This window comes from Reyranella sp. (genome assembly GCF_004296935.1).
In the GTDB taxonomy this organism is placed as follows: domain Bacteria; phylum Pseudomonadota; class Alphaproteobacteria; order Reyranellales; family Reyranellaceae; genus Reyranella.
Map to the genome: position 1 here is coordinate 19393 of NZ_SCVH01000057.1, position 12863 is coordinate 32255.

Sequence of the window (12863 nt, forward strand, 5' to 3'; positions counted from 1 at the left end):
GCCGCCTCTCTGGCGCGAGGGGGACGGAGCGCCATCGACCCGTCGAACGGCCAGACATTGGCCAAGACGGGGAAGCATCGCGCCGCCGGACCGCAACTGGGTCCTGCCAACCTCGGTGTTCCTGATAGCCACCGCCTGTCTAACAGTCCTTTGGCGGGTCCGCCGCGCCCGTTCTTGCACTGCAAAAAGGGGCGCCAGCACTGGCCCGGCTGGGGACTGCCGTCGGAGCGCTGTCCCACAGGGGGCGCTTCGAACGACGGCGACTGCTCGCGAGACGCAACATACGGGGTTCACCGGGGTGCCACAATCAAAAGATTGAGAAACATGAGTATCGTCTATTAACTAATTGATAAGACTTGAAATTATCCCGTAAATTGAGTATCTAGTTTAAGATATCGCAAAAATAATAAACTCCCTCTGACATTAAAGTGGCGTTTGCCATGTCCACCCTTCACCGCCGAGATCTGCTTGCCGCCTTGTCCGGCCTGACAGCCCTTGGCCTCGGCGCGGCCGAGGCCTGGGCGAAAGCACCCGCGCCCAAGTCGGTCAAGAAGCCGGCGCTGCTGCCCCGGCCGAAGCTGGTCTTCCTCGACCCCGGTCATGGCGGTAAGGACCCGGGCGCCCAAGGCGTTCGCGGCACGCAGGAGAAGGCTGTGGTCATGGCCATCGCCCGCGAGTTGCAGCGTGAATTGCTGGCCGGTGGCCGCTATCGCGTGCTGCTGACGCGCAACACCGACAACTACGTGGCCCTGCGCGAGCGGGTGGCCCGGGCCCAGGATGCGAAAGCCGATCTGTTCCTCTCCCTGCACGCCGATTCCTGCGAAAACTCCGATGTCCGCGGCGCTTCCGTCTACACGCTGTCGGAGCAGGCGACCGACCGGGAGGCGGCCGCCCTGGCCGCGCGCGAAAACCGCGCCGACGCCGTGGTGGCGGGCATGCGGCTGGCCGACAAGCCGGACATCGTCGCCAATACGCTGGTGGCGATGGCCCAGCGCGGCACGGTGAACGATTCGCGCCGGCTGGCCGAGACCATCGTGCAGAACTTCGGCCGCAACGGCGTCCGCCTGCTGCCGCGGACCCACCGGCAGGCGGGCTTCGCGGTCCTGACCTCGCCCGACATCCCGGCTGCTCTGGTCGAACTCGGCTATCTCTCCAATCCGCAGGACGAGAAGCTCCTGACCGTCCGCCAGCACCAGATCGCCCTGGCACGGGCCCTGCGGGGCTCGATTGACGCCCATTTTGCGGCCGGCGGCGCCATAAGAAAGGCGTAAGTCGCGGCAATTGTCTCCGTTGCTGCCTCGAAAGGCGCCGCGTAGAAGATGACCGTGCTCAACCTTTTCAAAGTCTTACTGGCCTTTGCCACCGCCGCCCTGATCGTCGGGACCGGAACCGTGGCGGGCCTGTTCTGGCATTTCAGCCATGGTCTGCCCGACCACAAGCAGCTTGCCGACTACCAGCCGGCGACCGTTTCGCGCCTTTACGCGGCCGACGGCCGGCTGCTGGCGGAATATGCCCGCGAGAAGCGGGTGTTCGTGCCGGTCGCGGCCATGCCCAAGCGCGTGGTCGAGGCCTTCGTTGCGGCCGAGGACCAGCGCTTCTTCACCCACCCCGGCATCGACTTCATCGGCGTCGTGCGCGCCATGATTTCCAACATCACCAATCCCGGCAAGCGGCCGGAGGGCGCCTCGGGCCTGACCCAGCAGGTCGCCAAGAACTTCCTGCTGACCAACCAGGCGACTCTGGCGCGCAAGATCCGCGAAGCCATCCTCGCCTTCCGCATCGAGGAGACGTATTCAAAGGAGCGCATCCTCGAGCTCTATCTCAACGAGATCTATCTCGGCTCGGGCAACTACGGTGTGGCCCAGGCGGCGATCAACTACTTCGACCGCTCGCTGGACGAGCTCACCCTTTCGGAGATCGCCTATCTCGCGGCGCTGCCCAAAGCGCCCAACCGCTATCACGTCGTGCGCAACGAAAAGGAAGCGTACGCCCGTCGCGACTATGTCCTGAACCGCATGCAGGAGGACGGCTACATCAAGCCGGCCGAGGCGCAGGCCGCCCGCGCGGAAAGGCTGCAACTGCGCCGCCGCTCCGCTACCGAGACGACGCAGGCGGATTTCTTCGCCGAGGAAGTGCGCCGTAACCTGATGGCGGCCTACGGCGAGAAGGGCCTCTACGAGGGCGGTCTCACCGTCAGCACGACGCTCGATCCCGCCTACCAATCGGCAGCCGACACCGCGCTGCGCGACGGTCTGATCGCCTACGACCGCCGCCACGGCTGGCGCGGGGCCTATGCCAAGATCCCCGACATGAGCGTGTGGGAGGAGGAGTTCGCCCGCATCGCCCAGCGTCGGCCGCTGTTCGGACCGGCCGCATGGCAGCTCGCCGTCGTCAGTAAGGTCGACGCCCAGTCGGCGCAGATCGTCGGACTACCGGGTGGCGAGGCCAACGGCGAAGGCACGATCCCCTTTGCCGAGATGACCTGGGCGCGCCCGACGCTGGCCGACCAGCGGGTCGGCAACCCGCCGCGGGCGCCGCGCGACGTGGTGAGCGTGGGCGACGTCGTCGTCGTCGAGAAGGTCGAGAAGCCCACCGGCGCGCCGGCCAACGCCAAACCCTACCCCCCCAAGACCTACGCGCTGCGCCAGGTACCCAACGTCGAGGGCGGCGTGGTGATCATGGACACCCAGACCGGGCGCGTGCTCGCCATGTCGGGCGGCTGGGCCTACGGCCGCAGCCAGTTCAACCGTGCAGTGCAGGCCGCTCGCCAGCCGGGCTCGGCCTTCAAGCCGTTCGTCTTTCTCGCCGCGATGGACGCGGGTTTCACGCCGGCCAGCGTCGTGCTCGATGCACCGTTCAGCTACGACCCCGGCCACGGCCAGCCGATCTGGACGCCGAAGAACTACGGCGGCGATTTCCTCGGGCCGGCGACGGTGCGCCGCGGGCTCGAACTGTCGCGCAATCTGATGACTGTACGCATGGCGCAGCAGATCGGCATGAAGCGTGTGGTCGATGTCGCCAAGGAGTTCGGCGTCACCGACAACATGGGGGCCTACCTGCCGATGGCGATCGGCGCCGGCGAAACCACCTTGCTCCGCATGACCATGGCCTACGCCATGCTGGCCAACGGCGCGCTCGAAATCACGCCGAGCCTTGTGGATCGCGTGCAGGACCGCAACGGCAAGACCGTCTACCGCCACGAGCCGCGCGCCTGCAAGGGCTGCGGCGACGCCATAGCGGCGGGCGGCAAGCCCGCGCCGCCCGAGCTGATCGATTCGCGCAAGCCGTTCCACGATCCGGCCTCGGTCTACCAGGTCGTGAGCATGATGCAGGGCGTCACTGTGCGCGGCACTGCCGGACGGCTCGCGGCGCTCGGCCGACCGATCGCCGGCAAGACCGGCACGACCAACGACGCGCGCGACAACTGGTTCCTGGGCTCGACGCCCGACATCACGATCGGCGTCTATATCGGCTTCGACGAGCCGCGGAACCTCGGCGCGCAGGAGACCGGCGGCGGCAACGCGGCGCCCATCTTCGAGCAGATCGCCAAGGAGATCTTCAAGGGCAAGGCGCCGACGCCGTTCCGCATCCCGCCCGGCCTGCGCCTGGTGCGCTTCACCTACGAAGGCGGCACCATCGACGAGGTCTTCAAGCCCGGCACCGAGCCCGGCTCGGACGGCTATTCGGTCACGCCGCTTGACGGCTCCGCCCCCTATTCCGGTATAGACCCCGGCGGCCCGCTTCAGGCGGGCGGCGCCCGGCGCCCCGGCCTGTCGGGCACCGGCGAGACGTATTAGAGTCTTCCGCGCGCCTGCGCCGGAAGCCCATTGCCTTCCCCCGCTTGCGGGGGAAGGTGGCGCGGAGCGCCGGAAGGGGGCCGTCGTGCACATCGGTGTGCTGACCCCCTCCGTCCGCTGCGCGGACACCTCCCCCGAAGACGGGGGAGGGGAAGAAATAGACGGAGTCGTGATGCGCGCAGAAGCCCAGGCGATGGTGAAAGAGATCGAGGAGTCGGTGGAGCTCCTGAGGAGGCGTCTTTGACTACGACCAGGCGGTCGTCCGTCTCGACGAGCTGAACGCGCGCGCCGAGGATCCGGCGCTTTGGAACGACCCCAAGCAAGCCCAGGCCGTGATGAAGGAGCGCACGCGGCTTGAGTCCGCGATCGCCATCATCAAGCGCCTGCGTGCCGCCATCGACGACAATGTCGGCCTGATCGAAATGGCCGAGTCCGAGAAGGACGAGGCGATGATCGCCGACGCCGAGCGGGCGCTGGGTGAAGCGCGGACCGAGGCCGCCAAAGCCAGGCTCGAGACGCTGCTGTCGGGCGAAGCCGATCCCAACAATGCCTATTGCGAGATCAACGCCGGCGCTGGCGGCACCGAGGCCCAGGACTGGGCCGAGATGCTGGCGCGCATGTACACACGCTGGGCCGAGCGCCGCGGCTTCAAGGTGAGCTGGCTCGAGGAAAGCGCCGGTGAAGAAGCCGGCATCAAGTCTTGCGCCTTCAAGGTTGAGGGGCCGAACGCCTATGGCTGGCTGAAGACCGAGAGTGGTGTCCATCGCCTCGTCCGCATCTCGCCGTTCGACGGCAATGCGCGGCGCCAGACCAGTTTCGCCTCGGTCTGGGTCTATCCCGAGGTCGACGACGACATCGAAATCGAGCTTCTGGACAAGGACCTGCGCGTCGACACCTACCGCGCCTCGGGCTCGGGTGGCCAGCACGTCAACAAGACCGATTCCGCCGTTCGCATCACGCACATTCCCTCAGGCATCGCCGTCGCCGTGCAGCAGGAACGCAGCCAGCATCAGAACCGCGCCAAGGCGCTGCAGATGCTGAAGGCGCGCCTCTATGAGGTCGAGCTGCAGAAGCGCGAAGCCGAGCGGCTGGCGATCGAGGCCAACAAGACCGACATCGGCTGGGGCCATCAGATCCGCTCCTACGTGCTGCAGCCCTACCAGATGGTGAAGGACCTGCGCACCAACGTCGAACGCTCCGACCCGCAGAAGGTGCTCGACGGCGACCTCGACGAGTTCATGGCGGCGTCGCTGGCGGCGCGGGTGGGCGAGGGCAACGACAAGGCCGCTGCCTAGTGCTCCGGCTTGTCGTCAAAGCGTTCGCCTACGGACTGGTCGGCATGATCGTGACGCCGGTGGCGATGTTCTTCATCGTTCTGACGGCCGCCCATATCTTCGATCAGCGTTGCGGCACGCCGGGTGACTCGGGCGGCTGCGAGATGGGGGCGGCGTCGATCGCCATCTTCTCGATGCTTCCCGGCCTCGCCATCGGCGTCGCGATCGCCCTTTTCCAGGGCTACAGGAACCGGGCCAGATGACCGGCGACGCGTTCGACAAGCTGCGGACGCGCATCCAGGGCCTGCGTGCCAAGACCATCGACAACGGCTGCACCGAGGGCGAGGCGCTGGCGGCGGCGGCCAAGGTCGCCGAACTGCTCGACCGCCACGACCTGTCGCTCAGCGACGTCGAAATCCGCGAGGCGCCCTGCGAGCGGCGCGCGTACGAGACGCACCGCAAGAAGCGCATCCCGCTCGACGATTGCATCGGTGCCATCGCGGCGTTCTGCGACTGCCGCGTCTGGCGCGAGAAGAACCCGGCAGGCGAGGGGCGGTACGTCTTCTTCGGCCTGCGCTCGGATATCGAAGTGGCCCACTACCTGACCGAAGTGATCGACACCGCGGTCCGCTCCGAGCTCGGCCGCTACAAGACCAGCCCGGACTACCAGCGGTTCCGGCACCAGGAGCGGCATCTGGCGAATGCCTCCTTCGCCCTGGGCATGGTCGCGTCGATTGCGGACAAGCTGATGGCGATGAAGGCGGGGCGGGACGAGGTGGTCAACGGCACCGGGCGCGGCCTGGTCGTTCTCAAGACGGCGGTCGTCGATACCGAGCTCGAGAAACTCGACCTGAAGCTCCGGACGGTGTCCCGGGCGAGCCGCATGGTGTCGCCGATGGCCTACGACGCCGGTGGCGAAGCGGGCGCATCGCTTGCCATCAATCCCGGCATTCGACGGGATTGAGAACTGCCGACTGGTCCGACCATGCCCGGCGCCCTACAATTGGAAGATGGTTGCAACGCCGCCGAACGCCGCCCAGTTCATGTCCGCCGTGCTGGCGGCCGTGCACGAGCTCACGGGACGCCGGCCGCCGCCGACCTGGACCCATGTCGACAAGGTCCAACGCAAGTTGGGCATCGGGAATACCGATGCCGTCGAGGCAGCGATTCGTCTTGCGGTCGCCAAGGGTTGGATGAGATCCGATGGCGATCCGGCCACGTCGGTGACGCTCACCGTCGAGGGCCTCAAACTGCTGGCGCCTCGTCCGTGATTTGAGAACAGACTGCAGGCGGGGGATAAAATGACGTTCACGAAATTTGGATGCGCGCTCGTCCTCGCCGCCGGCTTCGGCTTCGCGGCGGCCAGCGCCCAGTAGGCCAACTCCATCTCCGTCCAGGTGAGCAGGTTGCACGACAACAACGGCCACGTGCGCTGCGGCCTCTACAATTCCGCCACGACCTTTCCCAAGAATGACCAGGAGTTCAAGGGTGGGGTGGCGTCACGATCTGGCCGGTGACGATCACCTATCCTTAGGCCGTCAGGCCGCGACGGCGGCCCGCACCATGTCGGCGCACTTCTCGCCGATCATGATCGAGGGCGCGTTGGTGTTGCCGGCGACGATGGACGGCATGATCGAGGCATCGGCGACGCGCAGGCCCGCGATGCCATGGACCCGGAGCTGCGGGTCGACGACGTCGTCGCTGCCGTGGCCCATGCGGCAGGTACCGACCGGGTGCAGGTTCGAGACGCCGTTGGCGCGGATGAAGGCTTTTAGGTCGGCCTCGGCGGTGACGCCGGCGCCGGGCATGATCTCCTCCATGACGAAGGGTTTCAGCGCCGGCTGACGGGCGATCTCGCGGCAGATGCGCGTGCCCTCGATCAGCGCCTGCCAGTCGTAGGCGCTCTTGAGGAAGTTGAAGCGGATCTCGGGCGCGGCCAGCGGGTCGGGCGATTTCAGCCGCACCGTGCCGCGGCCGTCGGGCTTGAGATGCACGGGGCTCAGGCTGAATGCCGAGAAGGGCTGCGGAATGACGCCGGCGCGGGTCCGTTCCTTGACCGCCCAGGCGAACATGTTGATCTGCAGGTCGGGTCGCTCCAGCCGCCGGTCGCTCCTCATGAACGCGCCGACATAGAGGCCCATGCTGGCGAGCGGGCCGGTGCGGCCGAACACATAGCGCATCCCGGCCAGGATCTGGCGCGGCACGGAGATCGCGATGTCGTTCATGGTGACAGCCTGGCTGCAGCGATAGGCGACGTAGGTATTGAAATGGTCGTGCAGGTGGCTGCCCACGCCCGGCATGTCCTTGACCACCGCGATGCCGTGCTGCTGCAGGTGCGCGGCCGGCCCGAGACCCGACAGCATCAGGAGCTGCGGCGATCCGTAGACGCCGCCCGAGACGATGACCTCGCGCGTGGCCCTGGCGGTCTGCAGGCCGGCGGGCGTGCGATACTCGACGCCGACGGCGCGGCCGTTCTCGATCAGCACCCGGGTGGCGTGCGCCGACGTGGCGATCGTGAGGTTCTTGCGCTGCTTGGCGTCCTTGAGATAGGCGCGCGCGCTCGACCAGCGCCGCGCCTTGCCGTTGATGGTGGTCTGGTAGTAGCCGACGCCTTCCTGCTGCGCGCCGTTGAAGTCGGGATTGGCCGGGATGCCGGCCTGCACGGCGGCATCGTGCAGCGCCTTGGCCAGCGGCGGCTGCCAGCGATGGTCGGTGACCTTGAGCGGCCCGCCGGTGCCGTGGAAGCCGTCGGCGCCACGCGCGTTGTCCTCGGCGCGCTTGAAATAGGGCAGCACCGAGTCGTAGTCCCAGCCCTCGCAGCCGCGTTGGCGCCATTCGTCGTAGTCAGCGGAGTTGCCGCGCATATAAACCATGCCGTTGATCGAGCTGGTGCCGCCGAGCACCTTGCCGCGCGGCTGGTACATGATGCGGTTGTTGAGCTCGGGTTCCGGCTCCGAATCGAACATCCAGTTCACCTTCGGATTGTTGAAGGTCTTGTGATAGCCGAGCGGCACGTGGATCCAGGGATAGGAGTCCTTAGGGCCGGCTTCGAGCAGCAGCACGGAGAAGCGGCCGTCCTCGCTCAGCCGTCCGGCGACGGCGCAGCCGGCCGAGCCCGCGCCGGTGACGATGAAATCGTAGGTAGCCCCGTCTTGCATTCCGCCCTCGCTCTTTTGCCGGAGCGTAGAGCGATTCGACCTGGCGTGCTAGAAATCGCCGATGAAAACCAAACTCCTCGGCCGCACCGGCGTCTCCGTCTCCGAACTCTGCTTCGGCACCATGTCGTTCGGCGGCGATGCCGACGAAGCCACGTCCGCCGCCATGTACAAGGCGGTGCGCGACGCCGGCATCAACTTCTTCGACTGCGCCGATGAGTACAACAAGGGCAAGTCCGAGGAGATCCTCGGCCGCCTGGCGAAAGGCGATCGCGACAATCTCGTCCTCACCACCAAGTGTTTCAGTCCGCAGAGCGACGACATCAACGCGCGCGGCAGTTCCCGCCGCCATGTGGTGCGCGCGGTCGAGCGGAGCCTGAAACGCCTGCAGACCGATCGCATCGACGTGCTGTTCCTGCACAAGTTCGATCCGCTGACGCCGATCGAGGAGATGATGCGCGGGCTGGAGGACGTGGTGCGCTCGGGCAAGGTGCTCTATCCCGCCGTCAGCAACTGGTCGGCGTGGCAGACGCAGCGCGCGGTCGACATCCAGGAACGCCACAACTGGGCACGGCTGCAGGTCGTGCAGCCGATGTACAACCTGGTGAAACGCCAGGCCGAGGTCGAAATCCTGCCGATGGCCCAGGCCAACGGCATTGGCGTCATTCCCTACAGCCCCGGCGCCGCGGGGCTTCTGTCCGGCAAGTATCTCGGTCAGGCCACCGGTCGCCTGAAGACCAACAAGATGTACGAGGCGCGCTACGGCGAGGCCTGGACCTTCGACGTGGCGGAGAAGTTCGCCGCCTTCTGCAAGCAGCAGGGCCTGCACCCCGTCAGCGCCGCCATCGCCTGGGTGGGATCGCACCCCGGCGTCACCGCGCCCATCATCGGCGCCCGCAATCTCGACCAGCTCAAGGACTCGCTCGCCGCCGTGAAGGTGAACATGACGCCGGAGCTGCGCGCCGAGATCGCCGGGCTGTCGCCCACACCGCCACCCGCCACCGACCGGCTGGAGGAGCAGAAGCCTCCAGCCGCCTGAGTCAGCGACCGCTCTAGCGCAGCGGCGAGAACGCCGCCGGCACGGCGAAGGTGTTCTGCATGCGCTGCATCACGACACCTTCGGCGCGCGGCGGCGGCCAGACGCCGGTGCTCATTGCCTGAGCGCGCAGGCGCTCGCGCTCGCCTATGTTCTTGTAGGCCCAAACATGGACCCATTGGTTGAGTGGGCCGATCTCGGTGAAGCCCGCGAAGATCAGCGGCGAGATGGCCGTGCGCGCCGGCAGGCGCGGGCCCCAGTTCTCGATCACCTTGGGGATCGCCCCCACATTGTAGGTATAGGTGCGGAACTCGTAGCAGGTACCGTGTTCGCCCGGCTTGAAGTTAGGCGAGAAAGGCGCGGGGTGGAGGATCTTGGCTTCCATCTCGAGGACGAAGTCGGCGATCTTGGGCGGCCAGACCTTGGTCGCGACGGCCTCGGCGCGGATGCGATCGCGTTCGGCGGTGCTCTCGTAGGGCCAGATATGGATGATCTGGTTCAGTGTGCCGACTTCGGTCCGCCAGAATCCGGCCAGCGGCGAGAGTTTTAGGCGACCGGGCAGGGCCGTCGCGAAGGCTTCCTCGACCTGGGGAATGGTGCCCGGCTTCATCAGGTAGGTGCGCATTTCGAAGATCATCGCTTACTCCCGCAGGTTCATTCGACGTGGACGACGTTTCGCATTTCCCCCACGGACTGCCAACAGCCCACGCGCCGCCGGCTACCGTCCGGCCGGAGGAGCAGAAGGTCGTGAAGAGCTAGAGGGAGGGTCGCCGCAACGCGGCAGGCTTGTAGCGCAGTCAAACGTCGGCGGCGACCGGCCGGGTGCTGCCGCAGTTGTCGCAGCGCGGACTGGCGACCGTGCGCAGGCCACGGCAGCCCGGGCACACGCCGATGTCGAAGCGCGACAGATCCCGCAGCGGCCGGTCGTTCGGCGTCGCCGGTTCGGCAAACAGGCCATTCAGCCATTTGAAGCGCATGAACACCTCCGCCGCCCGACGTTAGCCTAGTGGTCCGCCGATTGCATCGCGCCGGGCAGGCAACGGCGGAGAAGAGCGTCTTGGCGGCAAAGCCTTTCCATCTCGGCTGGTTCATGAACAACACCTACGGCGTCCATGGCTGGAACCAGACATGGGGCGGCGGGGACGGCCAGGACTGGACGCAGCCCGACCTCCATATCGAGATGGCCAAGGCGTTCGAGCGCGCCTGCTTCGACTTCTTCCTGATGGAAGACTCGCTGTTCGTCCCGGACAACTACGGCGCCTCCACGGATTTCTACCTCCGCCGCGCGCTGCGGGCGCCCAAGAACGACCCGCTGCCGCTGGTGCCGCTGATCGCCCAGGCAACGACGCATCTCGGCATCGTGCCGACGATCTCGACCAGCTTCTATCCGCCCTTCCTGCTGGCGCGTCTCATCGCCACCCTCGACCTGATGTCGAAGGGCAGGGTGGGCTGCAATTTCGTCACCTCGACGGCCGAACGGGCGGCGCAGAATTTCGGTCTCGACGCCCATATCGAGCACGATCTGCGCTACGAGATGGCCAACGAGTTCGTCGATCTGGTGAGCAGGCTCTGGTCGTCTTGGGACGCCGACGCCATCGTGGCGGACCGCGCGGCCGGCACCTTCGCCGATCCCGCCAGGGTTCGCGCCATCGATTTCAAGGGGCGTTTCTTCACCTCGCGCGGGCCGCTCAACACCGCGCGTCCGCCGCAGGGACGGCCCGTGCTGGTGCAGGCCGGCGGCTCGCCGCAGGGCCGGAACTTCGCTGCCAAGCATATGGACTCCGTCATTGCCGCCGTCAGCACCGTCCCGGAGATGAAGGCCTTCCGCGCAGATTTGCGTCGCCGCCTTGTCGTGGAGGGCCGCGATCCCGAGAGCTGCAAGCTCTTCTTCGTCGTCGTGCCCACCCTGGGCGAGACCAACGCCGAGGCGCAGGAACGCTTCCGCCGCCGGCAGGCCGGGCGAGAGGCCGCGCCGGAAATGACGCTGGCCCAGATGGGCAGTCTCACCGACATCGACTTCTCGACCTTCGACCTCGATGCGCCGCTGGGTGAACTGACGACCAACGGCCAGCAGGGCACGCTGAAGCGTTTCCTGGCGCAGGGCGCCACGCTGCGCGAGATCGCGGCAAACTACCGCTACGGGCTGGAAGATCCCGTCGTCGGCACGGCCGAGCATGTCGCCGGCGCCATGGCCGAGGTGATGCAGGAGGTGGGCGGCGACGGCTTCATGTTCAGCGGCCCGGTCACCCGACGCCATATCGCCGAGATCACGGACGGCGTCGTGCCGGAACTTCAGCGCCTGGGCGTGGTCCGCACCGCCTACGAGCACCGCCATTTCCGCGACAATCTCCTGGCGTTCTGATCGCAGGGCGGCAGGCGGGCGTCGACAGGCCGCGGCCACGACGGCACTCTCGCGGTCTCGACGCATCGGAGCCTGAGAATCTTCAATCTCTACCTCGCCCTCGGCGCCATGACGGTGCAGCAGTCCTTCGCGACGCCGGGCCGCTCGACGGTGCCGTTGATCGCCGCCGCCGTCGTCGTGGTCCTCGCCGTCTTCAACATGATCCCCCTGCCGCCGCTCGACAGCGGCCGCGTCGCCGTCGGGCTGCTGCCGGATGTCCTGGCGGCGCCCCTGGCGCGGCTCGAGCCCTTCGGCATGACCATCCTCCTCGGCCTGCTGTTCATCCTGCCACTGGTCGGCCCGCAACTCGGCCAGAACCTCGACATCATCGGCTGGCTTCTCTCGCGTCCAGTCGGCGTCACGATCGATTTCATTCCCTGAATGACGGGCAACGGCTGAGCAGGTGCGGTCGACGCCGGTGTCCCCTGCCTTGACCTGCGTCAATGGCGCTGATGCCTGCACCAACTATCGTGCATCAGGCTGGAGCGAAAGCGAGGGGCAAGATGTTCGCAAGACGCACGCTGTTCTTTGTTCTCGCTGCAATGGTTGCCGTCTTCGCGTATGCGGGTGCGTCGCCGGCCGAAGCGCAGGATCCCACCGGTGTGTGGACTGGCACGGTCTACCAGCCCAATTCCCGATCCGGCTCCTACCCGATGACCATGCGGCTCGACTCGGCGGGCGGCGGCGCTATCGACTATCCGAGCCTCAGTTGCGGCGGCACGGTGTCGGGCGGCGGCAGTTCGGGCGATTATACCTATCGCGAAAGCATCACCTACGGGCGCGACCGCTGCATCGATGGCGGCACGATCCATCTCGTGCTGCAGGGCGAGCAGGCCTTCTGGGAATGGAAGGGCAGCGGCGCCTACGCCTCGGCCAAGCTGCGACGCTCAGGCGGTGGCCCGCCGGTGGCGACATGCGGGCAATGTGGCCAGGCGCTGCTGAATGACGTGGCGGCCGGCTTGCGACAGTCGCAGGCGTTGCGCCCTTACGTCAACGAGGCGATGCGCAAATACGACAACTGCCGCCGCAACCTGCCGGGCTCGTGCACCGACCACTGCGCTTACCAGCTGCAGCAGACCTTGCCGGGTTGCGACCGGTGGGGCGTGGAGCAGGCGTATCGCAACTGCGTCGAGACCGCCCACACCGGGACAGCCGCCTACTGCCGTTGAGGTCGCATCGGATTGCGGAGATCGGAAGAGC

The 12863-nt window shown here is 66.9% G+C and carries 12 protein-coding genes and 1 pseudogene; 10 read left to right on the plus strand and 3 right to left on the minus strand.

Features of this window, described 5'->3' with window-relative positions:
• Positions 1-440: 440 nt before the first annotated feature.
• The 6 genes from EPO55_RS07360 (at position 441) to EPO55_RS07385 (ending at position 6342) form a co-directional block, all read left to right on the plus strand.
• Complete coding sequence (locus EPO55_RS07360; protein ID WP_296335946.1) at positions 441-1271, plus strand: N-acetylmuramoyl-L-alanine amidase; 831 nt, start codon at positions 441-443, stop codon at positions 1269-1271.
• Between the two features lie 54 nt (positions 1272-1325).
• A complete protein-coding gene (locus EPO55_RS07365; protein ID WP_296335948.1) occupies positions 1326-3797 on the plus strand; it encodes a penicillin-binding protein 1A in 2472 nt (823 codons plus the stop codon).
• A 172-nt stretch (positions 3798-3969) separates the two neighbouring features.
• Positions 3970-5092 (plus strand): peptide chain release factor 2 gene (gene prfB / locus EPO55_RS07370; RefSeq protein ID WP_296335949.1). Its coding sequence is split into 2 segments (ribosomal slippage): positions 3970-4038 and positions 4040-5092, totalling 1122 coding nucleotides; the frame shifts between segments, so codons are not numbered across the junction.
• Positions 5092-5334: a hypothetical protein gene (locus EPO55_RS07375; protein WP_296335950.1), complete on the plus strand. Its 243-nt coding sequence runs from the start codon at positions 5092-5094 to the stop codon at positions 5332-5334. Before prfB ends, EPO55_RS07375 begins: the two co-directional genes overlap by 1 nt.
• Positions 5331-6035, plus strand: coding sequence for a DUF2786 domain-containing protein (locus EPO55_RS07380; RefSeq protein ID WP_296335951.1), 705 nt, complete (start codon positions 5331-5333; stop codon positions 6033-6035). Before EPO55_RS07375 ends, EPO55_RS07380 begins: the two co-directional genes overlap by 4 nt.
• A 46-nt stretch (positions 6036-6081) precedes the next feature.
• On the plus strand, positions 6082-6342 hold the full coding sequence (locus EPO55_RS07385; protein ID WP_296335952.1) for a hypothetical protein: 261 nt from the start codon (positions 6082-6084) through the stop codon (positions 6340-6342).
• Positions 6343-6609: 267 nt separating this feature from the next.
• On the opposite strand, the gene EPO55_RS07390 is transcribed toward EPO55_RS07385, so the two are convergent.
• Positions 6610-8229: a choline dehydrogenase gene (locus EPO55_RS07390; protein ID WP_296335954.1), complete on the minus strand. Its 1620-nt coding sequence runs from the start codon at positions 8227-8229 to the stop codon at positions 6610-6612.
• A 61-nt stretch (positions 8230-8290) separates the two neighbouring features.
• Here EPO55_RS07390 and EPO55_RS07395 point away from each other — a divergent pair, with 61 nt between their 5' ends.
• Complete coding sequence (locus EPO55_RS07395) at positions 8291-9265, plus strand: aldo/keto reductase (RefSeq protein ID WP_296335955.1); 975 nt, start codon at positions 8291-8293, stop codon at positions 9263-9265.
• A gap of 13 nt (positions 9266-9278) precedes the next feature.
• Here EPO55_RS07395 and EPO55_RS07400 read toward each other — a convergent pair whose 3' ends face one another.
• The gene (locus EPO55_RS07400; RefSeq protein WP_296335956.1) at positions 9279-9899 is read right to left on the minus strand and encodes an NIPSNAP family protein; all 621 of its coding nucleotides are present in this window, start codon (positions 9897-9899) and stop codon (positions 9279-9281) included.
• A 160-nt stretch (positions 9900-10059) separates the two neighbouring features.
• Complete coding sequence (locus EPO55_RS07405) at positions 10060-10239, minus strand: hypothetical protein (RefSeq protein ID WP_296335957.1); 180 nt, start codon at positions 10237-10239, stop codon at positions 10060-10062.
• 80 nt (positions 10240-10319) lie between these two features.
• Between EPO55_RS07405 and EPO55_RS07410 the strand changes: the two genes are divergently transcribed.
• The 3 genes and pseudogenes from EPO55_RS07410 to EPO55_RS07420 all read left to right on the plus strand — a co-directional run bounded on the left by EPO55_RS07410 (position 10320) and on the right by EPO55_RS07420 (position 12832).
• On the plus strand, positions 10320-11624 hold the full coding sequence (locus tag EPO55_RS07410; RefSeq protein ID WP_296335958.1) for an NtaA/DmoA family FMN-dependent monooxygenase: 1305 nt from the start codon (positions 10320-10322) through the stop codon (positions 11622-11624).
• A 171-nt stretch (positions 11625-11795) separates the two neighbouring features.
• A pseudogene (locus EPO55_RS07415) lies at positions 11796-12044 on the plus strand (site-2 protease family protein); the annotation flags it as partial.
• 122 nt (positions 12045-12166) lie between these two features.
• Entirely contained in the window at positions 12167-12832 is a 666-nt protein-coding gene (locus tag EPO55_RS07420) for a hypothetical protein (RefSeq protein ID WP_296335959.1), read from the plus strand.
• Positions 12833-12863: the final 31 nt, after the last annotated feature.

What these genes read in the sequence shown, in the direction of transcription:
- EPO55_RS07360 (WP_296335946.1), top strand. Translation starts at nt 441, where the DNA reads ATGTCCACCCTTCACCGCCGAGATCTGCTTGCCGCCTTGTCCGGCCTG.
- EPO55_RS07380 (WP_296335951.1), top strand. Translation starts at nt 5,331, where the DNA reads ATGACCGGCGACGCGTTCGACAAGCTGCGGACGCGCATCCAGGGCCTG.
- EPO55_RS07385 (WP_296335952.1), top strand. Translation starts at nt 6,082, where the DNA reads ATGGTTGCAACGCCGCCGAACGCCGCCCAGTTCATGTCCGCCGTGCTG.
- EPO55_RS07390 (WP_296335954.1), bottom strand. Translation starts at nt 8,229, where the DNA reads ATGCAAGACGGGGCTACCTACGATTTCATCGTCACCGGCGCGGGCTCG.
- EPO55_RS07395 (WP_296335955.1), top strand. Translation starts at nt 8,291, where the DNA reads ATGAAAACCAAACTCCTCGGCCGCACCGGCGTCTCCGTCTCCGAACTC.
- EPO55_RS07400 (WP_296335956.1), bottom strand. Translation starts at nt 9,899, where the DNA reads ATGATCTTCGAAATGCGCACCTACCTGATGAAGCCGGGCACCATTCCC.
- EPO55_RS07405 (WP_296335957.1), bottom strand. Translation starts at nt 10,239, where the DNA reads ATGCGCTTCAAATGGCTGAATGGCCTGTTTGCCGAACCGGCGACGCCG.
- EPO55_RS07420 (WP_296335959.1), top strand. Translation starts at nt 12,167, where the DNA reads ATGTTCGCAAGACGCACGCTGTTCTTTGTTCTCGCTGCAATGGTTGCC.